This is a genomic window from Pseudomonas sp. PA15(2017) (assembly GCF_001945395.1).
Taxonomy (GTDB): Bacteria; Pseudomonadota; Gammaproteobacteria; order Pseudomonadales; family Pseudomonadaceae; genus Aquipseudomonas.
The window spans coordinates 46,151-71,473 of the sequence record NZ_MSXV01000010.1 but is presented as its reverse complement, the minus strand read 5'-3'; the positions used below and the strand labels follow the sequence as shown (position 1 = coordinate 71,473).

At 64.2% G+C, this 25,323-nt stretch carries 23 protein-coding genes; 8 read left to right on the top strand and 15 right to left on the bottom strand.

Features of this window, described 5'->3' with window-relative positions; translation table 11 throughout:
- Positions 1 to 65: 65 nt before the first annotated feature.
- Positions 66 to 1,742: a bifunctional diguanylate cyclase/phosphodiesterase gene (locus tag BVH03_RS04235; protein ID WP_075960127.1), complete on the bottom strand. Its 1,677-nt coding sequence runs from the start codon at positions 1,740 to 1,742 to the stop codon at positions 66 to 68.
- A gap of 256 nt (positions 1,743 to 1,998) precedes the next feature.
- Here BVH03_RS04235 and rep point away from each other — a divergent pair, with 256 nt between their 5' ends.
- The 3 genes from rep (at position 1,999) to BVH03_RS04220 (ending at position 5,471) form a co-directional block, all read left to right on the top strand.
- Positions 1,999 to 4,008: a DNA helicase Rep gene (rep, locus tag BVH03_RS04230; RefSeq protein ID WP_075960012.1), complete on the top strand. Its 2,010-nt coding sequence runs from the start codon at positions 1,999 to 2,001 to the stop codon at positions 4,006 to 4,008.
- Positions 4,009 to 4,298: 290 nt separating this feature from the next.
- Positions 4,299 to 4,781, top strand: a complete 483-nt coding sequence (locus BVH03_RS04225; protein WP_075960011.1) for a UPF0158 family protein — start codon at positions 4,299 to 4,301, stop codon at positions 4,779 to 4,781.
- A gap of 117 nt (positions 4,782 to 4,898) precedes the next feature.
- Positions 4,899 to 5,471, top strand: a complete 573-nt coding sequence (locus tag BVH03_RS04220; protein WP_013789825.1) for a xanthine phosphoribosyltransferase — start codon at positions 4,899 to 4,901, stop codon at positions 5,469 to 5,471.
- On the opposite strand, the gene BVH03_RS04215 is transcribed toward BVH03_RS04220, so the two are convergent.
- From BVH03_RS04215 to dadA, 6 genes are all read right to left on the bottom strand, one after another.
- A complete protein-coding gene (locus BVH03_RS04215; RefSeq protein WP_075960010.1) occupies positions 5,455 to 7,587 on the bottom strand; it encodes an acetyl-CoA hydrolase/transferase C-terminal domain-containing protein in 2,133 nt (710 codons plus the stop codon). The genes BVH03_RS04220 and BVH03_RS04215 overlap by 17 nt on opposite strands.
- Before the next feature lie 334 nt (positions 7,588 to 7,921).
- The gene (locus BVH03_RS04210; RefSeq protein ID WP_075960009.1) at positions 7,922 to 8,344 is read right to left on the bottom strand and encodes a cytochrome c5 family protein; all 423 of its coding nucleotides are present in this window, start codon (positions 8,342 to 8,344) and stop codon (positions 7,922 to 7,924) included.
- Positions 8,345 to 8,481: 137 nt separating this feature from the next.
- The gene (locus tag BVH03_RS04205; RefSeq protein WP_075960008.1) at positions 8,482 to 9,030 is read right to left on the bottom strand and encodes a cupin domain-containing protein; all 549 of its coding nucleotides are present in this window, start codon (positions 9,028 to 9,030) and stop codon (positions 8,482 to 8,484) included.
- Between the two features lie 96 nt (positions 9,031 to 9,126).
- Positions 9,127 to 10,200 carry an alanine racemase gene (gene alr / locus BVH03_RS04200; RefSeq protein WP_075960007.1) on the bottom strand — a complete coding sequence of 358 codons (1,074 nt, stop codon included), beginning with the start codon at positions 10,198 to 10,200 and terminating at the stop codon, positions 9,127 to 9,129.
- A 135-nt stretch (positions 10,201 to 10,335) separates the two neighbouring features.
- The gene (locus BVH03_RS04195; RefSeq protein ID WP_075960006.1) at positions 10,336 to 10,686 is read right to left on the bottom strand and encodes a RidA family protein; all 351 of its coding nucleotides are present in this window, start codon (positions 10,684 to 10,686) and stop codon (positions 10,336 to 10,338) included.
- Positions 10,661 to 11,959, bottom strand: a complete 1,299-nt coding sequence (gene dadA / locus BVH03_RS04190; RefSeq protein ID WP_075960005.1) for a D-amino acid dehydrogenase — start codon at positions 11,957 to 11,959, stop codon at positions 10,661 to 10,663. The genes BVH03_RS04195 and dadA overlap by 26 nt, the downstream gene beginning before the upstream one ends.
- Positions 11,960 to 12,115: 156 nt before the next feature.
- Between dadA and dadR the strand changes: the two genes are divergently transcribed.
- Positions 12,116 to 12,604 (top strand): transcriptional regulator DadR, encoded by a 489-nt coding sequence (gene dadR / locus BVH03_RS04185; RefSeq protein WP_013789818.1) that lies wholly within the window; start codon positions 12,116 to 12,118, stop codon positions 12,602 to 12,604.
- A 1-nt stretch (position 12,605) separates the two neighbouring features.
- On the opposite strand, the gene BVH03_RS04180 is transcribed toward dadR, so the two are convergent.
- Positions 12,606 to 12,959: a YkgJ family cysteine cluster protein gene (locus BVH03_RS04180; protein WP_075960004.1), complete on the bottom strand. Its 354-nt coding sequence runs from the start codon at positions 12,957 to 12,959 to the stop codon at positions 12,606 to 12,608.
- A 152-nt stretch (positions 12,960 to 13,111) separates the two neighbouring features.
- Between BVH03_RS04180 and BVH03_RS04175 the strand changes: the two genes are divergently transcribed.
- Complete coding sequence (locus BVH03_RS04175; RefSeq protein WP_075960003.1) at positions 13,112 to 14,425, top strand: FAD-binding oxidoreductase; 1,314 nt, start codon at positions 13,112 to 13,114, stop codon at positions 14,423 to 14,425.
- A 73-nt stretch (positions 14,426 to 14,498) separates the two neighbouring features.
- Here the strand turns inward: BVH03_RS04175 and BVH03_RS04170 are convergent, their stop codons facing one another.
- Positions 14,499 to 14,738: a DUF1127 domain-containing protein gene (locus tag BVH03_RS04170; protein WP_075960126.1), complete on the bottom strand. Its 240-nt coding sequence runs from the start codon at positions 14,736 to 14,738 to the stop codon at positions 14,499 to 14,501.
- A gap of 176 nt (positions 14,739 to 14,914) precedes the next feature.
- Between BVH03_RS04170 and BVH03_RS04165 the strand changes: the two genes are divergently transcribed.
- Positions 14,915 to 16,348 carry a PLP-dependent aminotransferase family protein gene (locus BVH03_RS04165; protein WP_075960002.1) on the top strand — a complete coding sequence of 478 codons (1,434 nt, stop codon included), beginning with the start codon at positions 14,915 to 14,917 and terminating at the stop codon, positions 16,346 to 16,348.
- Between the two features lie 47 nt (positions 16,349 to 16,395).
- Entirely contained in the window at positions 16,396 to 17,964 is a 1,569-nt protein-coding gene (locus BVH03_RS04160) for a phospholipase D family protein (protein WP_371915338.1), read from the top strand.
- Here BVH03_RS04160 and BVH03_RS04155 read toward each other — a convergent pair.
- Together BVH03_RS04155 and BVH03_RS04150 are read right to left on the bottom strand one after the other, a co-directional pair.
- The gene (locus BVH03_RS04155; protein WP_075960000.1) at positions 17,959 to 19,101 is read right to left on the bottom strand and encodes an MFS transporter; all 1,143 of its coding nucleotides are present in this window, start codon (positions 19,099 to 19,101) and stop codon (positions 17,959 to 17,961) included. The genes BVH03_RS04160 and BVH03_RS04155 overlap by 6 nt on opposite strands.
- Positions 19,102 to 19,526: 425 nt before the next feature.
- Positions 19,527 to 21,020, bottom strand: coding sequence for an aldehyde dehydrogenase (locus BVH03_RS04150; protein ID WP_075959999.1), 1,494 nt, complete (start codon positions 21,018 to 21,020; stop codon positions 19,527 to 19,529).
- A gap of 248 nt (positions 21,021 to 21,268) precedes the next feature.
- Here BVH03_RS04150 and BVH03_RS04145 point away from each other — a divergent pair, with 248 nt between their 5' ends.
- Positions 21,269 to 21,628 carry a cupin domain-containing protein gene (locus tag BVH03_RS04145; RefSeq protein WP_075959998.1) on the top strand — a complete coding sequence of 120 codons (360 nt, stop codon included), beginning with the start codon at positions 21,269 to 21,271 and terminating at the stop codon, positions 21,626 to 21,628.
- A gap of 51 nt (positions 21,629 to 21,679) precedes the next feature.
- Here the strand turns inward: BVH03_RS04145 and BVH03_RS04140 are convergent, their stop codons facing one another.
- Genes BVH03_RS04140 through BVH03_RS04125 form a run of 4 tightly spaced genes read right to left on the bottom strand, consistent with a single transcriptional unit; the run spans position 21,680 to position 25,121 of the window.
- Entirely contained in the window at positions 21,680 to 22,834 is a 1,155-nt protein-coding gene (locus tag BVH03_RS04140) for an ABC transporter ATP-binding protein (RefSeq protein WP_075959997.1), read from the bottom strand.
- A 10-nt stretch (positions 22,835 to 22,844) separates the two neighbouring features.
- Positions 22,845 to 23,504 carry an ABC transporter permease gene (locus tag BVH03_RS04135; RefSeq protein ID WP_070887159.1) on the bottom strand — a complete coding sequence of 220 codons (660 nt, stop codon included), beginning with the start codon at positions 23,502 to 23,504 and terminating at the stop codon, positions 22,845 to 22,847.
- A 1-nt stretch (position 23,505) separates the two neighbouring features.
- The gene (locus tag BVH03_RS04130) at positions 23,506 to 24,396 is read right to left on the bottom strand and encodes a glycine betaine ABC transporter substrate-binding protein (RefSeq protein WP_075959996.1); all 891 of its coding nucleotides are present in this window, start codon (positions 24,394 to 24,396) and stop codon (positions 23,506 to 23,508) included.
- Between the two features lie 11 nt (positions 24,397 to 24,407).
- Complete coding sequence (locus tag BVH03_RS04125) at positions 24,408 to 25,121, bottom strand: ABC transporter permease (RefSeq protein WP_075959995.1); 714 nt, start codon at positions 25,119 to 25,121, stop codon at positions 24,408 to 24,410.
- Positions 25,122 to 25,323 lie beyond the last annotated feature (202 nt).

The following is a 25,323-nucleotide window of genomic DNA, read 5'->3' as shown; positions in this document are numbered from 1 at the left end:
TGCCTCGCACAAAAACTGGCTCCGGCGCGGCCGTGCGTGAAACGGGAACAGACCCTAGCGTAAAGTCAGCCGTCGCGTTGCCGTGAACCGGGCGGCGACACCTGCGCCTGGGTCAGCACGCCGTCCAGCTCGGCGCGGGGCACGGCGCGGCTGATCAGGTACCCCTGCACCTGATCGCAGCCGAACTCGCGCAGCAGGCGCAGTTGCTCCTGGTTTTCCACCCCTTCGGCGACCACCTGCAGGTCAAGGTTGTGGGCCAGGCTGATCATTGCCTGCACCAGCCGCTGGCTCTGCGGGCGCTGCTCCATGCCGGTGACGAAACTGCGGTCGATCTTCAGCAGGGCGATGGGCAGATTGCTCAGGTGCTCGAACGACGAGAATCCGGTGCCGAAGTCGTCCAGGGAGAAGCGCACGCCCAGGTGGCCCAGGCGGCGCATGGTCTGCAGCACGTATTCGCTGCGGCGCATCACCGCGGTTTCGGTCAGCTCGAACTCCAGCCAGTGACTGTCGATGCCGCAGCTGTCGATGAGTCGCTCCAGGGTCGGCAACAGCTGGCCGTCCTGGAACTGGCGAAACGACAGGTTGACCGCCATGTGCAACGGCGGATGGCCACGCTCGCGCAGCCACTGCATGTCGCGCATCGCGCGGTCGATCACCCAGTAGCCGAGCGGCACGATCAGCCCGCATTCCTCGGCCAGCGGCACGAACTCGCCGGGCATCAACAGCCCATGCCGTTCGTGCTGCCAGCGCACCAGGGCTTCCAGACCAACGATGCGGCCACTGCGCAGGCAGTACCTGGGCTGATAATGCAGTTGCAACTCTCCCTTGCGCAGTGCCCGACGCAGCTCGCGCTGCAAGTCGACCTGGCTGCGCATGCCGTGGTCCAGGCGTTCGTCGTACAGATGGTAGGTGCAGCCATGGCGGCTCTTGGCTTGCTGCATGGCGACGTGGGCGTGCCACATCAGCCTATCGGCGGTGCTCGCCGGCTTGGCCAGGGCCACGCCGAGGCTGCAACCAAGCAGCAGGCTCTCGCCCTCCAGCCAGTACGGCTCGCCCAGCGCTTCGAGCAGATGCTGCACGCGGCCGTGCAGGCGTTCGATATCATCGTGGCTGTCGAGCAGCAGGGCGAATTCGTCGCCACCGAGGCGCGCCATCTGATCACCGCGATGCAGGTACTGCTTGAGCCGCGCCACCACCTGCTGGATCAGCTGGTCACCAGCGCGATGACCAAGGGCGTCGTTGGCCTGGCGAAAGTTGTCCAGGTCCAGCTGGATCAGCGCCACGCCGCGACGGCCTTGTTCGGCCAGGCGCGCCGCCAGCAGGGTGTGAAAGCCCTGCCGGTTGGCGATGCCGGTGAGCGCGTCCTGTTCGGCCAGGCGCTGCACGGTCAGGCGCAGACGGCCCTGCTCGCGCACGTAACGCAGGCTGCGGCGCAGCACATCGGGGCTCAGTTGATCGCGCACCAGCCAGTCGCAGACCTGGGGCGGCGTGTCGGCCGGCTCCTGTTCCAGCAACAGGATGATTGGCGCCGTGCAGCGCCGCAAGTCCGGCAGGTGTGCCGGGGTGGTCAGCAATACCGCATCGGCGCCGGCGTCGAGCAGTTGTCGGGCATCCGGCCAGTTGGCGGCGCAGCTCAGGGGCATCGGCCCGCTCACGGCATCCAGGCGCTCGCGCAGCAGCTCGCTCCACTGCGGCGTTTCCGCCAGCAGTACCAGGCGCAACGGCTCGACGAATGCGCTCAAGAAAAGTCCCCCGATGCACGAAAAGATGAGCGCCCGCGGCGCTTCTGAGTGCGCCATATCCGGCGTCAAATCAATCACTTCCGTGTAAATCGGCGAACATCCTGCGACAAAAACCCGGTAAACGACAAGCCCACCGGCACAAACAGGCGCCGTGAACGTGCTTTCGAGCACGGTTGTCGGCTGCTGCAGCAAAGCCACGAAATGGCCGCCGACTTTCAGCTAAAATGCGCGGCCATTTTCTTCTGCGATAGACACGATGTCCCGACTCAACCCCCGGCAACAGGAAGCCGTGAACTACGTCGGCGGCCCTCTTTTGGTGCTCGCCGGCGCAGGCTCCGGCAAGACCAGCGTGATTACCCGCAAGATCGCCCATCTGGTGCAGAACTGCGGCATTCGCGCCCAGCACATCGTCGCCATGACCTTCACCAACAAGGCCGCGCGCGAGATGAAGGAGCGCGTCGGCACCCTGCTCAAGGGCGCCGAAGCACGCGGCCTGACGGTGTCGACCTTCCACAACCTGGGCATGAACATCATCCGCAAGGAGTATGCGCGCCTGGGCTACAAGCCTGGTTTCTCGATCTTCGACGATGGTGACATCAAGGCCCTGCTCACCGACATCATGCAGAAGGAGTACGCCGGCGACGATGGCGCCGATGAGGTGAAAAACTACATCGACAGCTGGAAGAACGACCTGATCCTGCCCGACGAAGCCCTGGCCAACGCCCGCGGGCCGAAGGAGCAGACCGCGGCGATCGTCTACCTGCATTACCAGCGCACGCTCAAGGCGTACAACGCGGTGGACTTCAACGACCTGATCCTGCTGCCGGTCAAGCTGTTCCAGGAGCATCAGGACATTCTGGAAAAGTGGCAGAACCGCATCCGCTACCTGCTCGTCGACGAATACCAGGACACCAACTCCAGCCAATACCTGCTGGTGAAGCTGTTGGTGGGCATGCGCAACCAGATCACCGTGGTCGGCGACGACGATCAGTCGATCTACGCCTGGCGCGGTGCGCGGCCGGAGAACCTCAACCTGCTCAAGGAAGACTACCCGTCGCTCAAGGTGGTGATGCTCGAGCAGAACTACCGCTCCACCAGCCGCATCCTCAAGTGCGCCAACGTGCTGATCGCCAACAACCCCCACGCCTTCGAGAAGCAGCTGTGGAGCGAGATGGGCATGGGCGACGAGATCCGCGTGATCCGCACCCGCAACGAAGACGCCGAGTGCGAACGCGTGGCCCTGGAGATTCTCACCGAGCACCTGCGCACCCAGCGGCCCTACAGCGATTTCGCCATCCTCTACCGCGGTAACTACCAGGCCAAGCTGATGGAGCTGAAGTTGCAGCACCACCAGATTCCCTATCGCCTGTCCGGCGGCACCAGCTTCTTCGCCCGCCAGGAAGTGAAGGATCTGATGAGCTACTTCCGCCTGCTGGTCAACCCGGACGACGACAACGCCTTCCTGCGGGTGATCAACGTGCCGCGCCGCGAGATCGGTTCCACGACCCTGGAAAAACTCGGCAACTACGCCAACGAGCGCAAGATCAGCATGTACGCGGCCAGCGACGAGATCGGCCTCGGCGAGCACCTGGACAGCCGTTATACCGAGCGCCTGGCGCGCTTCAAGCGCTGGATGGACGGCGTGCGCGAGCAGTGCGTGGTCAACGAGCCGATCGCCGCGATTCGCAGCATGGTCATGGATATCGACTACGAGAACTGGCTGCGCCAGAACGCCTCCAGCGACAAGGTCGCCGACGCGCGCATGGGCAACGTGTGGTTTCTGGTCGATGCCCTGAAGAACACCCTCGACAAGGACGAAGAGGGTGACATGACCATCGAGGATGCCATCGGCAAACTGGTGCTGCGCGACATGCTCGAACGCCAGCAGGAGGAGGAGGAAGGCGCCGACGGCGTGCAGATGATGACCATGCACGCCTCCAAGGGCCTGGAGTTTCCATCGGTATACATCATCGGCTTCGAAGAGGAAATCCTGCCGCACCGTTCCAGCATCGAATCTGACACCATCGAGGAAGAGCGCCGCCTGGCCTATGTGGGCATCACCCGCGCCAAGCGCAACCTGGCGCTGACCTTCGCCGCCAAACGCAAGCAGTACGGTGAGATCATCGACTGCACGCCAAGCCGTTTCCTCGACGAGCTGCCGCCGGAGGATCTGGTCTGGGAGGGCCAGGAAGAGGCGCCGGTGGAGGTCAAGGCGGCTCGCGGCAACGACGCTCTGGCCAGCATGCGGGCGATGCTCAAGCGCTGAAAGCATGAATCGGTAGCCCGGGCCGAGCGCAGCGACACCCGGGAAATCGACCTGGGTATCGCCCAGCTCAACCCAGGCTACCCTTGGTAAAGCGTGCGATCCGTAGCCCGGGTCGAGCGTAGCGCCACCCGGGAAATTGACATAGGTATGGCGCGGTTCAGCCCAGGCGACCTTTTCACCGAGCCCACCATCCCGACGGGCACCAGTGCAACATTTCGTAGTCAGAGTGAAAGGCCGGCTCCAGCAGCCGGCTCCGTCATCGTCAGCTCCCCTTGCAGAGGCCCGGCACCATGCGCACGCTCACTCTCGACCTCGACACCCTGACCCAGTTGATCAACGGCCGCGAAACCCTCGAACACTGGCTCGACATGGAAGCCGGCACGCTGCTGACCCTGTCGCCGGAAGACCAGGGCAGCGATGAGCGCCAGCAGGTGCAGCTCAACCCCGACCGCTACGCCCACGTGCCCAACCTCGACGTGGCCCAACGCGTGGCGATGCGCGAATCCTTTCTGTTCACCCTCAACGACCTCAACGCGCACCCGCTGCTCAGCGCCGCACTGACCGGTCGTAAGCCGCTCAAGGCCTTCGATTACGAGATCGACTACTTCCCGGTTCTGCGCCAGCAATGGCAGGAATACGAGCAGAAGCAACTGCGCGAATACGCCCTCAACTGGCTGTTCGAGCTGGGCCTGGAGCCGGCACCGGACAAGCTGCCGCTGGACCCACGTGGCATTCCGCGGGACATCCTGCGCCGGCTGACCCGCAGCGCCTGAGCGCCCGGCGCGGCCCGGCAATGGACGAGCGGATGGCGCGCACTGTGTTTTCGCTACAAATGATCGGCAATTTGAGCGAAAATCCGCCGCTTTGCTCTAGAGCCCAGAGGATCGATCGTGGAGTCGTTGAAACAAAAGATATGCAGTGAAGGTACCGTCCTCTCCGAGCAGGTGCTCAAGGTCGATGCCTTTCTCAATCACCAGATCGATCCCAAGCTGATGCAGGAGATCGGCCACGAGTTCGCCGAGCGCTTCAAGGGTCAGGGCATCACCAAGATCGTCACCATCGAGGCCTCGGGTATCGCACCGGCGGTGATGGCCGGCCTGGAACTGGGCGTGCCGGTGATCTTCGCCCGCAAGTACCAGTCACTGACGCTGAAGGACAACCTGTACATTTCCAAGGTGTTCTCCTTCACCAAGCAGACCGAGAGCACCCTGGCGATTTCCTCCAAGCACCTGAACGCCAATGATCACGTGCTGCTGGTCGACGACTTCCTGGCCAACGGCCATGCCGCCAAGGCGCTGATCGACCTGGTCGGCCAGGCCGGTGCCAGCATCGCCGGTATCGGCGTGGTGATCGAGAAGTCGTTCCAGAGTGGCCGTAGCACCCTGGACGCCCAGGGCTACCGGATCGAATCCCTGGCGCGCATCAAGTCCCTGGAAGGCGGCAAGGTCACCTTTCTCGAGTAGCCTGCAGCCCGGTCAGTACCAGGCGCTGGTACAGTTCTTCGCGCAACCCCTCGGGCTGCTCCAGGCCCATGCGGCGAAGGGCCTCTGCAAATGCCTCGGCAGGCGGCGCGTCGAACGCCGCCTTGCCCAACTCCAGCACTTCGCTCAAGCGAAACTTGCCCTTCAACCACGTCAGCGCGCGCAACAGTGCTTGCTCCTCCTCGCTGAAATCGCTGCCCAGCGGGTACTGGGCGAACACCGGCCGATGATCCACGGCGATCCGTTCGAGGCGCTCGGGCGTGTTGTCGGCGTAGCGTGCGTCGAGGCGAAAATCCTTCGGCAACTTGCCGGCATCGATGGCCTGCTCCATCAGCTCGTCCTGGAAGCGTGAATCACTCACGGCCAGCAGCGCCTCGATCACTTGCGAGTCGGTCTTGCCGCGCAGGTCGGCAATACCGTACTCGGTGATCACCACGTCACGCAGGTGGCGGGGAATGGTCACGTGGCCGTATTCCCAGACGATGTTGGAGCTGACCTCACCGGCCGATTCGCGCCAGCTACGCAGCAGCAGGACCGAGCGGGCGCCGGGCAGCGCATGGCCCTGGGCGACGAAGTTGTACTGCCCGCCAACGCCACTGAGCACACGGCCATCCTCCAGCTGATCGGCCACCGCCGCGCCGAGCAGGGTGACGGTAAAGGCGCTGTTGATGAAGCGGGCATCCACGCGCTGCAGCCGCTTGAGTTCTTCCTGCCCGTACAGCTCGTTGATGAAGCCGATACCGGTCATGCCGAAACGGCTGCGCTGCTCCGGCGTCATGGCATTGAGGCGCTCGTAGAAGGATTGCGGCCCGAGAAAGAAGCCGCCATGGACCACCACGCCATGCCGAGCGGGCGCCAGGTAATCACGCAGGGCTGACTGGCTGAGCGGATCGGCCAGGTCGGTCGAGCACTGCTGATCGGTGGGCAGCAGCAGGTTCTCGCCCTGCATCTTCAGGTTGGCATCCAGCAGGCCGCCCTCCTGCATCCAGGCCAGCGCGGCATCGTCCAGGCGCGTGGGCAGGCCGGCATCGAGCATCGCTTGAATACTGCGCGGCTGGCCACTGGCATCCAGCGCGCCGGCACTGGCCAGGCGCTGCACGCGTACGTCCGGGTAGACGACACGACGAATCACCCCGGCCTCGGTCAGGTCCAGCAGGCCGTTGACGAACATTTCGCTGCAGCCGTACAGCCCGGTTCGAAACGGCTGCAGATCACCCAACGTAGTGCAGAGCGGGTGCATCTGACCGCTCTGCAGGTCATCGAGCGCCGCGCGGTACGCCGGGTTATCGCCATGGCGTTGCAGCAGCGCGGCGCTGACCGCATCGCCCATCGCGCCAATGCCGATCTGCAGGCTGCCGCCATCGCGTACCAGGGTGCTGGCATAGAGGCCGATGCAATGATCCTGCACGGTGACCGGCATGTTAGGCGTGGAAAACAGCGTGCTGGCTTCGCTCTCCTGCAGATGGATATCGAAGACCTCGCGGGGCAGCTCGGCATCGCCCGCCATGTACGGCAACTGCTCGTGAACCTGGGCCACGCAGAGGATGGTTTCGCCGCGGGCACGCCGCTCCTGCAGCATCGGCAGCAGGTCGAGGGTGATGTCCGGGTTGCAGCTGAGGCTGAAGTGCTGGGGGCGCGCGGCGTCAACCGCGACCAGTTGGGCCACCACGTTGACGCCCTTGGCGTTCAGGTCGCGGGCAGCGTGGCTGTAGTTGCTGCTGGTGTAGTCCTGCTGGGTCGGCGCGCTGTCGAGCAGGCTGCCGGGCTGCAGGAAGAACTGCTCGATACGCACGTTGGGCGGCAGCCTGTCGGCCTGCAGGTCGGCGAGAAAATCCAGCTCCAGGTAATCGCCGTAGACCCGCTCGACGAAGGGGTCGAGAAAGCGCTGCTGCAGCTCCTGATCAGCTCGCGGGCGCCCCAGGCACAGCGCCGTGTAGATGGTCAGCTGCCGTTCGGGCATCTCACGCAGCCGCGCATACAGCGCGTTGACCCAGCGGTTGGGCTTGCCAAGGCCGAGGGGCAAACCGAGATGAATCGGCCCTTCGATGGTGCTCAGCACATGGTCGACAGCTTGCTCGAGGGTACGGGATTGGGGCATGCGGTTCTCCAGGCCAACGGTCGGGATCGTCCCTGTTGGACTCCCCCGCTGCGCCTTTTGCTGCATGTCGTCATCAGCCTGAAACAACAAAGCCGCCTGGCGGCGGCGTTTTTAGAACCTGTTCAACGTCTTCAAGCCGAAGTTCGGCGATTTGACAGCTAGGTAGGGCGCAGTACCTATGGGAGCGGGCGGGGACGCCTAGGCCATGCCCGCGTTTTTTCGCGCGCATGGCGCGCTCCCACAGTGACCGGGGACGACCGCTTCTGCCTTGTAATTGCCGCCACATGCGCATACAAGACTTTGCACAAACTCTTAGAGCAAAGAATGTCTCGCCTCAGAGGCCGGACATCTTTTCGATGGCAGCGCGCAACTCGTCGTCCGAGCAGTCGCCACAGGTGCCCTTCGGCGGCATGGCATTGATGCCGTTGATGGCCGCGGCGAGAATGCCGTCCAGCCCGCCCTGGTGATCGGCACGGTCCTTCCAGGCCGCGGTGTCGCCGATTTTCGGCGCGCCCAACAGGCCCGTGGTATGGCAGGCGGTACAGTGCCTGGCGATGATGTCGTCGGCGCTGCGCGCGGCACCCACGGCTGCGGTTGTCACGGCCTCCACACCCTTGCATTCCTGACCGGCGATGCACACCTGCCCGACGGGCTTGATCCGCTCGGCGATCGCCTCGTCGGTGTTCGCCTGAGCCGTCACGGCCCATAGCGCTAGGGCGATGGCCGGCGCTACCAGCATGCTGCTAATTGGGTTCACTCAGATGCCCTCATGAATGGCTAATCACGCTCGCGGCCACGGTTTCGCAAGCCGGCAAAGTATACCGACTGGCTGAAACGGCGGGATCAGCGGACCCATGACGCAGATCAACGGCGGCGCAGATTGCCCGCGCCGGTTTAGAAATTGGCGGGCGTGGTGGCGCTGATCAACCTGGCCGGCTGATCGAAGGGATTGCGGAAGCGGTGCGGTTTGCTGCTCTCGAAGTAGTAGCTGTCGCCGCTCTCGAGAACGAATACCTCGTCACCGACGGTCAGCTCCAGGCGCCCTTCGACCAGCATGCCGGTCTCCTCGCCCTCGTGTGCGTACATCTCCAGGCCGGTGTCGCTGTGCGGCGGATAGGTTTCGTCGAGAAAGGAAATGGCGCGGCTGGGATGGGCCTTGCCGATCAGCTTCATGGTGATCGCGCCGCTGTGGATGTCGGTCAGCTCGCTGGCGCGGTAAACCACCTGCACCTGGCTGTCCTGTTCGGCTTCCAGGGAAAAGAACTCCACCAGCGACATCGGAATACCGGCCAGTACCTTTTTCAGTGAGCTGATCGACGGGCTTACGCTGTTCTTCTCGATCATCGAGATGGTGCTGTTGGTAACCCCCGCCCGCTTGGCGAGTTCACGCTGGGAGAGTCCCTTTTGCTTGCGGATCGATTGCAGGCGAAGACCGACGTCCAATGTTGGATACCCTCAATGAAGCCATGGAAAGTGGTCTTATCATGGCGACAGTGTTCAGTATTTACAACAGTCCGAACACTTGAGGTCGCAGCGCGCCTAGGCTTCGCTGTAGATCAGCGGCACCCGCCGTACATTGCAGAACAGCTGATAGGGAATGGTGCCGGCGGCGATGGCGACATCGCTGGCCAGCACGCCACGGCCCCAGAACTCGACGCGGCTGCCCAGGCCAGCGCCTGGCAGGTCGCTGAGGTCGACGGTGAGCATGTCCATCGACACGCGACCGATGATGCGCGATGGCTGGCCGTCGATCAGCACCGGCGTGCCGGTCGGCGCGTGACGCGGATAGCCGTCGGCATAGCCCATGGCGACCACGCCGACCCGCGTCGCACGCTCACTGACGAAGCGCGCGCCGTAGCCGACCGGCTCGCCGGCTGGCAGATCACGTACGCTGATGACGCGCGACTCCAGGGTCATCACCGGCTGCAGCCGGGCGGCGACGTCCTGGGCCTGTTCGAACGGCGTGGCGCCGTAGAGCATGATGCCGGGCCGCGACCAGTCACTGGGAATCCTCGGCCAACCCAGCAGGGCCGGCGAATTGCGCAGGCTGACCTCGGCGACCAGGCCTTCGCGGGCCTGCTGGAACACCGCCAGTTGCTCGTCGCTGCGGCTGCAGCCCAGTTCGTCGGCGCGGGACAAGTGGCTCATCAGCACGATCTTCACCACCTTGCCGCTGGCCAGCAGGCGCCGGTAGGCGGCCTGATAGTCGGACGGGTGGAAACCGACGCGGTGCATGCCGCTGTCCAGCTTGAGCCAGACGTTCAACGGGCGCTTGAGGTCTGCCCGATCGATGGCCTCCAACTGCCAATCAGCGTGAACCACGCACCACAGGTCATGCTCATCGATCAGCGCCAGCTCGCTGGCCTCGAAGAACCCTTCGAGCAACAGAATGGGCCCGCTGATGCCCGCCGCGCGCAGTTGCAGCGCCTCTTCGATACAGGCCACGGCGAAGCCGTCGGCTTCCGCTTGCAGCGCCTGGGCACAACGTACCGCGCCGTGCCCGTAGGCGTCGGCCTTGACCACCGCCAGCGCGCGGGCGCCAGCCAGTTCACGGGCCAGTTGGTAGTTGTGACGCAGGGCTTGCAGATCGATCAGGGCACGGGCGGGGCGCATGGTTATCTCGAAGGGCGAAAGAAGACATACATCTGGTGAAGATGCCAAGCTGACTCCTATCTGTGGGAGCGGGCCATGCCCGCGATTTTTCGCGCGCGTGGCGCGCTCCCACAGGGGAATGACTAAACCTTCAGCTCAAGGCAGCGCAGCGATCACCGTCATTTCCACCAGCACATCAGGCGAATACAGCTTGGCCTCGACGCAAGCGCGCGCCGGCGAGTGGCCAGCTGGCACCCAGGCATCCCAGACCTTGTTCAGGCCATCGCGATCATCGATGTCTTTGAGAAAAATGGTGATCGACAGGATGCGCGTCTTGTCGGTGCCCGCCTCGGCCAGGAAGGCATCGATGCTGTCCAGGGTTGCCTTGGTCTGCGCTTCGATGCCGTCGCTGTGGTTTTCGTCCAACTGGCCAGCCAGGTAGACGGTACCGTTGTGAATGACGATTTCGCTCAGGCGCGGCTCAGTTCGCAGGCGCTGTATGGACATGGTTGTTCAACTCCTTGGGGCTACCGTAACGGGAAATATCCAGGCCTTCGCTGCTGATCTGCGGGCGCTTCCTGGCGATCAGATCAGCCAGCAGGCGACCGGAGCCGCAGGCCATGGTCCAGCCAAGGGTACCGTGTCCGGTGTTCAGAAACAGGTTTCGATAGGGGGTGGCGCCAACGATGGGCGTGCCATCGGGGGTCGCCGGGCGCAGACCGGTCCAGAAATCCGCCTGGCTCAGGTCACCGCCCTGGGGATACAGATCACCGACGATCATCTCCAGGGTTTCGCGACGACGCGGGTTGAGGCTCAGGTCGAAGCCAGCGATCTCGGCCATGCCGCCCACGCGGATACGCTGGTCGAAGCGGGTGATGGCGACCTTGTAGGTTTCATCGAGGATGGTCGAGGTCGGCGCCATGTGCGGGTTGGTGATCGGCACGGTCAGCGAGTAACCCTTGAGCGGATAGACCGGCGCACGAATGCCCAGTGGCTTGAGCAGATGCGGACTGTAGCTGCCCAGGGCGAGCACATAGCGGTCGGCGGTTTCCAGTTTGCCGTCGATCCATACGCCGTTGATGCGGTCACCGGCGACGTCCAGGCGCTGAATGTTCTTGCCGAAACGAAATTGCACGCCCAGCGCGGTGGCCATCTCGGCCAGCTTGCGGGTGAACAACTGGCAATCGCCGGTCTGGTCGTTGGGCAGACGCAGGGCGCCCGCCAACTTGTCGGTAACGCTGGCCAGGGCCGGTTCGACCTTGGCGATGCCGGCACGGTCGAGCAACTCGTAGGGCACGCCGGACCGCTCGAGCACGGCGATGTCCTTGGCGGCGTTGTCCAGTTGTGCCTGGGTACGGAACAACTGGGTGGTGCCGAGCTGGCGGGCTTCATAGCCAATGCCGGTTTCCGCCCGCAGCTCGTCGAGGCAATCACGGCTGTACTCGGACAGGCGCACCATGCGCTCCTTGTTTACCGCATAGCGTGCAGCGGTACAGTTGCGCAGCATCTGCGCCATCCACAGGTACTGGTCGATATCGCCGGTCAGCTTGATGGCCAGCGGCGCATGCTTTTGCAGCAGCCACTTCATCGCCTTCAGTGGGATGCCCGGCGCCGCCCAGGGCGAGGCATAACCCGGCGATACCTGGCCGGCATTGGCGAAGCTGGTTTCCATGGCCGGGCCGCTCTGGCGATCCACGACGACCACCTCGAAGCCTTGGCGGGCCAGGTAATACGCACTGGCCGTACCGATCACACCGCTACCAAGCACCAGAACCCGCATGATGTTCTCCTCGCCGCGACGATGCACTGGCGTATTACGATTTGAGAAGTCGATGCATACAGTATAGAAAGTGGATGGCAGTGCTTTTCACTGTATACACTCGTATATTCGAAGGGAATTCTGGCTTTATCAGCCTTTCACGGAGAGGTGCCGAGCATGCGTACGCAACACCAGAGCCGCCGCGAGCTGGACAAGATCGACCGCAACATCCTGCGCATCCTCCAGGAGGATGGCCGCATCTCCTTCACCGAGCTGGGCGAACGGGTCGGGCTGTCGACCACGCCGTGCACCGAGCGGGTCCGCCGCCTGGAGCGCGAGGGCATCATCATGGGCTATCACGCCCGCCTCAACCCGCAGAACCTCAAGGCCAGCCTGCTGGTGTTCGTGGAGATCAGCCTGGACTACAAGTCCGGCGACACCTTCGAGGATTTTCGCCGCGCCGTACTCAAACTGCCACACGTGCTGGAATGCCACCTGGTGTCCGGCGACTTCGACTACCTGGTGAAAGCGCGCATCAACGAGATGGCCAGCTACCGCAAGCTGCTCGGCGACATCCTGCTCAAGCTGCCCCACGTGCGCGAGTCGAAGAGCTACATCGTGATGGAAGAGGTCAAGGAGAGCCTGGCGCTGCCCGTACCGGAGTGACCTAGACGAGCACCTGCCGCGTCGAGGCGATCAGTTGGTGCACCTGCCGTTCGACATGTGCCTCGACGGGCTGCTCGGGCCCGCGCCCATGGGGGCACGGCAGGGTCGGCGTGGTGCCGAACAGCCGGCAGATCAGCGGGCGCTGATCGTACACCTGGCAGCCGTTCGGCCCCAGGTGCACGCAATCGTACGCGGTCAGGGCGGCGTCCTGCTCGGCGCGAGTCTTGCGCGGCAGGCGCGCCATTTCCTCGGAGGAGGCGGTCACCGGGCCGCAGCAATCGTGACAGCCCGGCACACACTCGAAGCGCGGAATCTGGCGGCGCAACAGGTCGATCTTGCGGCTGATACAACTCATGGTCAGTGGCTCTGGAACGGCAGGCGGGCATGGTACAGCCGAGCCCAGGCCAGGCAAAGCTCGGCCTGCTCGGCAATCGGCGGTTGGCTCACAGCGGATTGCGCGCTTATGCTTCGTCAATTTTTACCCACACCGAAATCAGGATTTCGCACATGACCGCCCGTGCCCACCCGCCGGTTAATAGCGCCGAGCATGCGCCCTCCTACTACGCCGCCAGCGTCAACCAGCAGTTCGACCTGCCGGCTCTGCAAGGCGAGCAGCGCGCCGACGTATGCATCGTCGGCGGCGGTTTCTCGGGCCTGAACACGGCCATCGAGCTGGCCCAGAAAGGTCTGTCGGTGGTGCTGCTCGAAGCGCATCGCATCGGTTGGGGCGCTAGCGGGCGCAACGGCGGGCAACTGATTCGCGGGGTCGGCCATGGCGTCGAGCAGTTCGAATCGGTGATCGGCAAGGAGGGCGTGCGCGAGCTGAAACTGATGGGCCTGGAAGCGGTGGAGCTGGTACGCCGGCGAGTCGCCCAGTTCGAGATCGCCTGTGACCTGACCTGGGGCTACTGCGACCTGGCCAACAAGCCGCGCGACCTGGCCGGTTTCGCCGAGGATGCCGCCGAACTGCAGAGCCTCGGTTATCGCCACGAGCTGCGCCTGCTGCAACCGGAACAGATGCATGAAGTGGTCGGTTCGAGCCGCTATGTCGGCGGCATGATCGATATGGGCTCCGGGCATCTGCACCCCCTCAACCTGGCACTCGGCGAGGCTGCTGCCGCACGCAGCCTGGGCGTGCGCCTGTTCGAGCATTCGCCGGCCACGCGCATCGACTATGGCAGCGAGATCCGCGTGCACACCGCCCAGGGCGTGGTACGCGCCGCGCAACTGGTGCTGGCCTGCAACGCTTACATCCGCGACCTGAACCCGAACCTGGGCGGCAAGGTGCTGCCGGCGGGCAGCTACATCATCGCCACCGAGCCGTTGAGCGAAGCGCAGGCCGGCGGGCTGATCCCGCAGAACATGGCGCTTTGCGACCAACGGGTGGCCGTCGACTACTACCGGCTTTCCGCCGACCGCCGCCTGCTGTTCGGCGGAGCCTGTCGCTACTCCGGCACCGACCCTGCCGATATCGCCGCCTACATGCGCCCGAAAATGCTCGCGGTGTTCCCGCAGTTGCAGGACGTGCGCATCGACTATCAGTGGGGCGGGATGATCGGCATCGGCGCCAACCGCCTGCCGCAGATCGGTCAACTCAAGGATCATCCCAACGTGTTCTACGCCCAGGCCTACGCGGGCCATGGCGTGAATGCCACGCACCTGGCCGGCAAGCTGCTCGCCGAAGCCATCGCCGGGCAAGCTGGCGGCGGCTTCGAGTTGTTCGCCAAGGTGCCGCACATGACCTTTCCCGGCGGTCGCCACCTGCGCTCGCCCCTGCTGGCGCTGGGCATGCTCTGGCACCGCCTCAAGGAACTGGCCTGATAGCGCCGGTAGCCTGCGGTTAAGCGCAGCGATACCCAGGGAAATGAGTCCCGGGTATCGCTGCGCTACCTGTCTAGAGTTTCCAGAACGGCAGCGTGGCTTCGCACTGCGCCTGTTCGCGGCTCAAGCCGATGTCCTGCAGTTGCGCGTCGCTGAGCTCGAGCAACGCGCGCCGGGTGGTAAGGCGACGGATGAAACGCTGCCAGCGATGCGTCATCGCGATGTGCGCCGGCACCACGGCCAGTCGCCCCCCGCTACCACCTTCCAGTTCGCTGCCTCTCAAGGTCAATCGCACATCGCTCAGCCCGTTCATGTCGCTCTCCTGCGCATTCAGGTCACGGGAGATCATGATGGCGGCTGGCAAAAAAGCATGACAGATGCAAAGAAAGGGAATTAAATTCATACAGATCCACCCCACGCTGAACTGAATGATCCCTGCCAAGGCCATCTGTATGGTTCAGCTGTTCTCTTTCGTACCGGCGTGCAAACATGACTCTTTACACCAATCTGGCCGACCTGCTCGGCGAACGCATCGAGCAGGGCCTTTACCGACCGGGCGACCGCCTGCCCTCGGTGCGCGCCCTGAGCCAGGAGCACGGAGTCAGCCTGAGCACCGTGCAGCAGGCCTATCGCCATCTGGAAGACCGTGGCCTGGCGCTGCCAAAACCGAAATCCGGCTATTTCGTGCCGCAGGGGCGGGACAAGCCGGCGCTGCCGAAGATCAGCCGGGCGCCGCAACGCCCCGTGGACGTCTCGCAGTGGGACCAGGTGCTGGAACAGATCGCCCCTTCACCACGCAATGATTTCGTCCAGCTCGGTCGCGGCCGCCCGGACATCGACAGCCCGACGCTCAAGCCCCTGTTACGCGCGCTGTCACGGCTGAGCCGCAAGCAGGATCTGCACACCCTCACCTACGGCAGCATCTACGGCGACCCCCGCCTGCGCGAGCAGGTCGCCCGCCTGACCCTGGACTCCGGCTGCCAGCTGACCGACGAGGACATCGTCATCACCACCGGCTGCCACGAGGCGCTGTCAGCGGCGATCCGGGCGATCTGCGTGCCGGGCGATATCGTTGCCGTCGATTCGCCGAGTTTCCACGGCGTGATGCAGGCGCTCAAGGGCTTCGGCATGAAGGCTCTGGAGCTGCCCACCGACCCGCTCACCGGCATCAGCCTCGAGGCGCTGGAGCTGGCTCTGGAACAGTGGCCGATCAAGGCCATCCAGCTCACCCCCAACTGCAACAACCCGCTGGGCTACATCATGCCCGAGGCCAACAAGCGCGCCCTGCTGGCCCTGGCCCAGCGCCACGACGTGGCGATCATCGAAGACGACGTGTACGGCGAGCTGGCCTTTCACTATCCGCGCCCGCGCACCATCAAATCCTACGATGACGACGGTCGGGTGCTGTTGTGCAGCTCGTTTTCCAAGACCCTGGCGCCCGGTTTTCGCGTTGGCTGGATCGCGCCCGGCCGCTATCTCGACCAAGTGCTGCACATGAAATACATGGGCACCGGCGCCACCGCACAGTTGCCGCAACTGGCGCTGGCCGAGTACATCGAAGGCGGTCATTACGAGCCGCACCTACGCCGCATGCGCGGCCAGTACGCGCGCAATCTGGAACAGATGAGCGACTGGGTCAGCCGTTACTTCCCACCTTCGGTGCGGGTCAGCCGCCCCCAGGGCAGCTTCATGCTATGGGTGGAGATGCCCGAAGGCTTCGACAGCCAGCGCCTGAACCGCGAACTGGCCGCGCACAAGATCCAGGTCGCACCGGGCAGCATCTTTTCTGCCGCTGGCAAATACCGTAATTGCCTGCGCATGAACTACGCCTCGCGCCCCAGCCCGATCATCGAGGCTGCGGTGCGCAAGGTGGGTGAAACCGTGGCGGCCATGCTGCAAGAGTCACCGCCGCCGAGAAACTGAATCTTTCCCAGCACAGCGGCGTCCTATCAGCACATCCGGACAGCCGATTGGAGGCTGCAACTGTGCCCTTGCGCGTGCTTTTTATCGCCCTGCTGATTCTTGGCGGCTGTACCAACCAGGTGCCAATCGTGCCCAGCCAGGCAATTCCAGCCGCCAAGTCAGCGTTCGGCGCCGGGCTCGAAGCGCGCGCCGCCGAGCATCAGGGCCACTCCGGCTTTCGCCTGCTGCCGGCCAGCAACGAAGCCTTCGCTGCCCGCGCCGAGCTGATTCGCGCAGCGCAGCACAGCCTCGATTTGCAGTACTACATCGTGCATGACGGCCTGAGCACCCGCGCACTGGTCAAGGAGCTGCTGCAGGCCGCCGATCGCGGCGTGCGCATCCGCATTCTGCTCGACGACACCACCAGCGACGGCGAGGACTACAGGATCGCCCGGCTGGCTGCCCACCCGAACATCCAGATTCGCGTGTTCAACCCGCTGCACCTGGGCCGCCTGACGGGGGTCACCCGGGTGATCGGCCGCGGCCTGAATCTCTCGCAACAACACCGACGCATGCACAACAAGCTGTGGCTGGCCGACAGCGCCGCGGCCATCGTCGGCGGGCGCAACCTGGGCGACGAGTACTTCGATGCCGAGCCGAACATGAATTTCACCGACATCGACATGCTCGCCATCGGCCCGGTCGCCCGCGACCTGGCGCAGAGTTTCGACCAGTACTGGAACAGCCGGCTGAGCAAACCCATCGAGGAATTCGTCTGGCGTCAGCCCTCGCGCAAAGAACTCGACAAGGCGCGCAAGGGCCTGCGCGGCTACCTGGACGCCGCCCGCGTCGAACAGCCGGAGCTGTACGATCGCCTGCTCGCCTATCAGCACGACCCCAAGCTCAAGGTGTGGCTCGACGAGCTGATCTGGGCGCCAGGCATCGCCCTGTGGGATGCGCCGAGCAAGGTGCTGGCCAGCGGCAAACCGGACCCACAGCTGCTGCTCACCACCCAGCTGGCGCCGCACCTGCAGGGCGCCAAGCACGATCTGGTGATGGTCTCCGCCTACTTCGTACCCGCCCCCGCCGGCCTGCAGTACCTGATCGGCCTGGCCGACAACGGCGTGGAGATCCGCCTGCTCACCAATGCTCTGGAAGCCACCGATGTGCCCGCCGTGCACGGTGGCTACGCGCCCTATCGCCAGGAGATGCTCGAGCACGGCATGCGCCTGTACGAGCTACGCAGCCAGCCGGGTGCGGACTCACCACCGGCCTACAGCTTCAGCGGCAGCTCCAACTCCAGCCTGCACAGCAAGGCCATCGTCATCGACAAGCAGAAATCCTTCGTCGGTTCCTTTAACGTCGACCCCCGTTCGGTGCTGTGGAATACCGAGGTCGGCGTGCTGGTCGACAGCCCCAAGCTCGCTGCCTACCTGCGCGAACTGGCGTTGCAGGGCATGAAGCCATCGGTCAGCTACGAAGTGCGTCTGCAGCACGACGCCAACGGCGCGACGCGCATGGTCTGGGTCGGCGAGGAAGACGGCAAGGAATTCGTGCTGACCGAAGAGCCTGGCAATCGCTGGCGGCGCTTCAACGCCTGGTTCGCCCGGGCCATCGGTCTGGAGAAGATGCTATAGCGCCACCTGTTCGTCGAAGGCACGGGGCCGCCAGGCCAGCCAGATGAACACCGCAGCGCCGACTGCCATCAACATCGGCAGCGCATGCCCGCTGACCCATTGGCTCACCGCGCCAGTGGCCAGTGGCCCGATCAGACAACCGATGCCCCACAGCTGCGCCACGTGGGCATTGGCGCGCACCAACTGGTCGTCACGAAAGCGCTCGCCGACGAGAATCAGCGACAAGGTGAACAGGCCGCCCGCGCTGGCGCCGAACAGCACCAGCACCGGCCAGATCATCGGCGTGTGCAACAGCAGCGGGATACCGAGGCTGGAGAACAGCAGCACCACGCCACAGGCCCGGAACAACGTGAACCGCGAAATACGATCGGCCAGCAGGCCGATGGGCAATTGCAACGCGGCATCACCGACCACCACGACGCTGGCCATGAACAACGCCACTTCCTGGGTAAAGCCCTGACGCAGGCCGTAGATCGGCAGCAGCGTGAGCATCATGGCTTCGAAGGCCGCGAACAGCATCACCGCCCAGGCGATTGCCGGCATACGCTGGCAGAACACCAGCAGGCCACGCCCGGAAGCGCTGTGGGCATCGACCACCGGCGCGCCGGTGCGCCCGATCAACAGCAGTGATCCGCCGATCAGCAACGATACGCCAAACCAGAAGCCGAGGTCGGTATCGGTACCCAGTACGCTGAGCAGTAGCGGCCCGCACAACTGGCTCAGCGCGTAGCCCGTGCCATACAGCGCCACCAGACGGCCGCGCCACTTCTCGACGGCCAGCTGGTTGATCCAGCTTTCACCCAGGATGAACACCACGGTCAGGGTCACGCCCAGCAACAGACGCAGCACGATCCACACCGGGTAACTCTGCAGCAGCGCCAGGCCGCTGACCGACAGCGCGCCGGCCAGCAGGCAGAACTGCATCAGCCGCGGCGTCGGGCAGCGCGAGGCCAGCCCACCGGCCAACGAGGCGCCGAGCAGCACGCCGATGGCCGGCGTGGCCGCCATGATGCCGATGGCGAACGAGCCATAGCCCCAGCTCTCCAGGCGCAGCGACACCAGCGGCATGGTCACGCCCATGGCCAGGCCGATACTGATCACCGCCGCACAAACGGCGAAGTAGGTTCCCCAACGCATCACTGACTCCAGTAAAAGCACAACGGCCGGACTCTAGGGTCTGTTGCCGTTTCACGCACGGCCGCGCCGGAGCCCGTTTTGCCGCGAGGCAAGGGCCGCGCCCGCTCCCTGCGGGCTTGCGGCATTTCCCACATCCATGTGGGTCACACCGCCGCGAAGTTTAATGGGTTAAATGAGCCGGCGAGAAACGCAGTATCGCGGCAAAATGGGCCCGGCCCTTAGGGTGGGGCCGCCTAGGCTGTGCGATAAATCTCACCAGGCGTCGTTGGAGGACTTGAAAAGGGAATACCATTCCCTGCGTCCTCCGCCTCGCCTGGCGGGATTTATCGCGGCAACGCGGCTCGCGTTGAAATGGCAACAGACCCTAGGAGCCCGGCCGCCGGTCTGCTCTGGCTCGCCGACCGACGAGCCTCATCCGTGCTGGATCAGAGTTTGATCCAGGTGGCTTTCAGTTCGGTGTATTTGTCGAAGGCGTGCAGCGACTTGTCACGGCCATTGCCCGACTGCTTGAAGCCACCGAACGGCGCGGTCATGTCGCCGCCGTCGTACTGGTTGACCCACACGCTGCCGGCGCGCAGGGCGCGGGCGGTGAGGTGCGCCTTGGAGATATCCGCCGTCCACACCGCGGCGGCCAGGCCGTACACGGTGTCGTTGGCGATCTGCACGGCCTGCTCGGCGCTGTCGAAGCCGATCACCGAGAGTACCGGCCCGAAGATTTCCTCGCGGGCGATGGTCATGGCATTGGTCACGCCGTCGAAGATGGTCGGCTCGACGTAGGTGCCGCCGCTCTCCTCCAAGGTGCGCTTGCCGCCGATCAGCAGCTTGGCGCCATCCTTGTGGCCGGCTTCGATGTAGCGCAGCACGGTATTCATCTGCTGGGTATCGACCAGCGCGCCGACGTTGGTGTCCGGGTCCAGCGGGTTGCCGGCCTTCCAGCCTTTCAGGGCCTCGACCACCATGGGCAGGAAGCGCTCCTTGATGGCGTTCTCCACCAGCAGGCGCGAGCCCGCGGTGCACACCTCGCCCTGGTTGAAGGCGATGGCGCTGGCGGCGGATTCGGCGGCGGCCTTGAGGTCTGGCGCATCGGCGAAGACGATATTGGGGCTCTTGCCGCCTGCCTCCAGCCACACGCGCTTCATGTTCGATTCGCCGGCATAGATCATCAGCTGCTTGGCGATCTTGGTGGAGCCAGTGAATACTAGGGTGTCGACGTCCATGTGCAGGGCCAGGGCCTTGCCCACGGTATGGCCATGGCCGGGCAGCACGTTGAATACGCCAGCCGGAATACCGGCCTCCACGGCCAGGGCGGCGACGCGAATGGCGGTCAGCGGCGATTTCTCGGACGGTTTGAGAATCACCGAATTACCGGTGGCCAGGGCCGGGCCGAGCTTCCAGCTGGACATCAGCAGCGGGAAGTTCCACGGCACGATGGCCGCCACCACCCCGACCGGCTCGCGGGTGACCAGGCCAAGCTGGTCGTGGGGCGTCGGCGCGACTTCATCGTAGACCTTGTCGATCGCCTCGGCGCTCCAGCGAATGGCGTTGGCCGCAGCGGAAATGTCGATGCCCAGCGAATCGCTGATCGGCTTGCCCATGTCGAGGGTTTCCAGCAGCGCCAGCTCCTCGGCGTTGGCCATCAGCAGCTCGGCGAAGCGGATCATCTTGGCCTTGCGTTTGGCCGGCGCGATGCGCGACCACACGCCGGAATCGAAGGCGGCGCGCGCCGACTTCACCGCCAGCTCGGCGTCCGCCAGGTCGCAACTGGCGACCTGGCCGAGTACCCGGCCGTCGACCGGGCTGATGCATTCGAAGGTTTCACCGCTCTGTGCAGCCTGGTATTCGCCCTGCACGAAGGCGCGGGTCTCGATTTTCAGATCCTTTGCACGCTGGTCCCAGTCGGTACGGGTCAAACGGGTCATCTGATCATCCTCTTTCGTCGGTGGAAGCGCGTGGGCGCCTACGGTGGCCGCCATGGGCCGAAAACTGCGAGCCACACTAAACCAGCGCTCGCAGCATTTTCAATATTCTTGACACTTGGTGGGCAAACGCTCTTGCCGCGTTCATTTTTTTAAACATAGACTCGAACAAATCGTTACGCCGCGCCGCCCCTGGCCTGCAGTGACCATGGGAAGATCGACGTACGTTCACGTTGACCAGGGAAGCGAGTATGAATATCCAGCAGATCGTCGATTTCGCGCAAAGCACCGGCAGCACCGAAAGCTACCGCCCCGCTGCCGAAAAGATCCTCAAGGGCGACCCGCAGCAGCAGGTGCGCAACCACTACGCCAGCCCCTGTGGGCAATTCAACACCGGTATCTGGGAGAGCGAGGTTGGCCAGTGGACGGTGAACTACACCGAGCACGAATACTGCGAGATCCTCCAGGGCGTCTCGGTGCTGCGTGACGGCGACGGCAATGCCAAGACCGTGCGCGCCGGCGACCGCTTCGTGATTCCGGCCGGCTTCACCGGCACCTGGGAAGTGCTGGAGCCGTGCCGTAAGGTCTACGTGATCTTCGAGCAGGCCTGAGGGCACCAGCCACCCCCGAGCCGATCGATATGAGCGGCTCGGGGCGACGCCTCAGCTGGCGACCTGCTCCGCCGGCGAAACGATATTGCTCTTGCCCCGCGAGCGACCGGAGCTGAGGTAGTCGGCGATGGACTCCTGAGTGACTTCGCCGAGGAAGTCGTTCTCCGCGCTGAGCACGGGCAGCCACGAGCGATTGAACTCGTACATGCGCGACAGCAGGATGCGCAGGTGTTCGTCGTGGGCGGCGGTGGCGTTGAAGGGTTGCACGAAGGGTTGTACCGAGCCGCCCTGCCCACGCATATCGCGACGGCGAACGTAGCCCAGGGCCTTCTTGCCGGCATCGGTGACCACCAGATGACGGCGGTCATGCTCCTCCATCAGTTCCACGGCATCGGCGATGCTGGTCTCGGCCAGTATCGAGGGTGCATCGTCGGCGGCGTCCTCGGCGCGAATCAGCAGCAGGCGCTTGAGGGTACTGTCCTGGCCGACGAAACCGCTGACGAAATCGTCGGCCGGGTGCGCCAACAGGGTGTCCGGGTGATCGAACTGCAGCAGTGTGCCGTCCTTGAAGATGGCGATCTTGTCACCCAGTTTGATGGCCTCGTCGATATCGTGACTGACCATGATCACGGTCTTGTTCAGCGCGCGCTGCATCTGGAAGAACTCGTTCTGGATCGCGTCGCGGTTGACCGGGTCGACCGCACCGAAGGGTTCGTCCATCAGCAACACCGGTGCATCGGCGGCAAGGGCGCGGATCACGCCGATACGCTGCTGTTGGCCGCCGGAGAGTTCGCGGGGATAACGCGACAGATATTGTTTGGGCTCCAATTGCACCATGCTCATCAGCTCCACGGCGCGCTCATGACAGCGCTTCTTGTCCCAACCGAGCAACTTGGGCACCACGGTGATGTTCTCCTCGATGGTCATGTTGGGGAACAGACCGATCTGCTGGATCACGTAACCGATGTTGCGACGCAGGGTCACTTCGTCGATGCCGGTGGTGTCTTCGCCGTTGATCAGCACGCGCCCGGAGGTCGGCTCGATCAGCCGGTTGATCATCTTAAGGGTGGTGCTCTTGCCGCAGCCGGAGGGGCCGAGGAACACGCAGATATGGCCTTCGTCGACAGTCAGGCTGACTTCGTTGACGGCGATGACGTCCTTGCCTTTTTGGTGGAATTTCTTGGTCAGTTTGTCGAGTTGAATCATGTTCGAGTCCTCAGTGGGCGGCTTTCAGGCCACGGGGAGTGAGCGTTTTCTGCAGCCACTGCAAAAACAGATCGGCGACGATGGCGAGCAGGCTCACCAGCACCGCACCAACGAAAAGGGTCGCCATGTCGCTACGGCTGATGGCGGTGAGAATCAGTACGCCGAGGCCGCCGGCACCGATGGTGGCGGCGATGGTCATCACGCCGATGTTCATCACCACGGCGGTGCGCACGCCCGCCAGGATCACCGGCACGGCGATCGGCAGATCGACCATGCGCAGGCGCTGCCAGAAACTCATGCCGATGCCTTTGCCGGCCTCGCGAATACCCGGTTCCACGCTGGTCAGCGCCAGGTAGGTGTTGCGCAGGATGGGCAGCAGCGAGTACAGGAATACTGCGGTCACCGCCGGTAATGGCCCCAGGCCCTGGCCGAACTGTGAGTAGAACGGCAACAGCAGGCCGAACAGGGCGATGGCCGGCAGCGTCAGCACCACGGTGGCCAGGCCCTGCAGCGGCCCGGCGAGCCAGGGGAAGCGAGTCATCAGGATGCCCAGCGGCACGCCGATGAGGATTGCCAGGCCCACGGCGATGCCGACCAGGGCGATGTGCTCGACGGTCAGGCTGAGCACTTGGCTCCAGTCGATATGCTGGAAAGCGGTCATGAAATCCATGTCAGTTGCCCTCCCCGATCAGTTTTTCCTGACGCAGGAAGTCGGCGGCCACTGCAGCGGGCGTTTCGCGATCCACATCGACGCGGGCGTTGAGGCGACGCATGGTGGCGTCGTCAAGGCGCTCGGCGAGCGGCTTGAGCAGCGCTTCGAGTTCCGGGTGCTGCTTGAGGTAGTCGGCATTGACCACCGGCGCAGCGGTGTAATCCGGGAAGTACTTGCGGTCGTCCTCGAGCAGGCGCAGGCCGAAGGAATCCAGGCGGCCGTCGGTGGTGTACACCAGGCCGACGAACACCTGGCCGTTGCGCAGTGCGGTGTAGACCAGGCCCGGGTCCATCTGGCGGACTTCGTTGCGGGTAAAGGTCAGGCCGTATTCCTTGACCAGCCCGGCCAGGCCATCGGAGCGATTGGCGAATTCGATGTCCAACGCCAGCAGGCGGTTGCCCTTGCCCGGCGTTTTCAGGGCCTGGGCGAGATCGCTGATGGTATGGATGTTCGGATGCTCTTCAGCGACCTCTTCCGGCAGCGCTAGGGCGTAGGTGTTGTTGAAACGCGAGGGCGTCAGCCAGATCGCACCGTTCTTGGCATCCAGCTCCTTGACGCGCTGGTAGGCGGCCTCTTTGTCGAGGCGCTCGGTGACCTTGTTATAGGCCACCAGGGAGGTGCCGGTGTACTCCCAGGTCAGGTCCAGCTGGCCGCTCTTCATGGCGTTCCAGGCGATGGTGCTGCCCAGGTTGCCAACGATGCGCGCCTGATAACCATGGGGGCGCAGGTACTGAGCAGTGAGCTCGGAGAGGATCACCTGCTCGGTGAATACCTTGGCACCGATACGGATTTGCGCAGCCTGGCTGGTCGCAGCCAGCAGCAGACCGAGGCACAGAACAAGAGACTTCATCATTGTTTCCTTCAACGGGCCACCCCACGCTCGAACCAGAAACGACTGGTGGCAGCCACCAGGCCATCGAGCAGCAACGCCAGCAAAGCCGTGGCAGCGGCGCCAAGAATCAACAGCGGTTGGTTTTCCAGGGCAATGGCGGGAAAGATCAGACTGCCAAGGCTGTTGGCGCCGATCAGAAACACCAGGGGCGCCGTACCGACGTTCAGCGCCAGCGCCACGCGGATGCCACCGACGATGATCGGCACCGCGTTGGGCAGCTCGACCCGCCACAGCGCCTGCCGTGGCGTCATACCAATACCGGTGGCGGCCTCTTTCAGCGAACCCGGCACATTGCGCAGGCCTTCGTAGGTATTGCGCACGATGGGCAACAGCGAGGCGAGGAACAGGGCGAGGATCGCTGGACCGTTGCCGATGCCGACCACTGACAGCGCAATGGCCAGCACGGCCAGCGGCGGCACGGTATTGCCCACGTTGAACACCTGCATGAAGCGCTCGGCGTTGTGCTCGCGGCCGGGGCGGCTGAGCAGGATGCCGGCCGGAATGCCAACTGCTAGGGCCGCCAGCATCGACACGAACACCAGGAACAGATGCGCCTGCAGGTAGTAGATGAGGTCTTCGCGGTGCTGCGTGAGCACCGCCGGGGTGATCCAATGGACCAGCAAGGCCAGTACCGCGATCAGCGCAACAGCGCCCAGCAGCACCTTGCCGAAGCTCTTCAGCATATTTCGACTCCAGTTTACGACCGCCGTTGGCGTGTCGAGCTGGCCGGATACATTGCGCATCGGCCCTCCAATGCCGGGGGGCTGGAACATCGCTACGCGACGCCCCTCTTGCCAGGACACATATGCCCTGCAGCCTTCCGACCCATGTCCTACTCGACCCTGCCTTGCCGCTTCGGTTCCGCTTTTTTGCCATCGTTCTGCC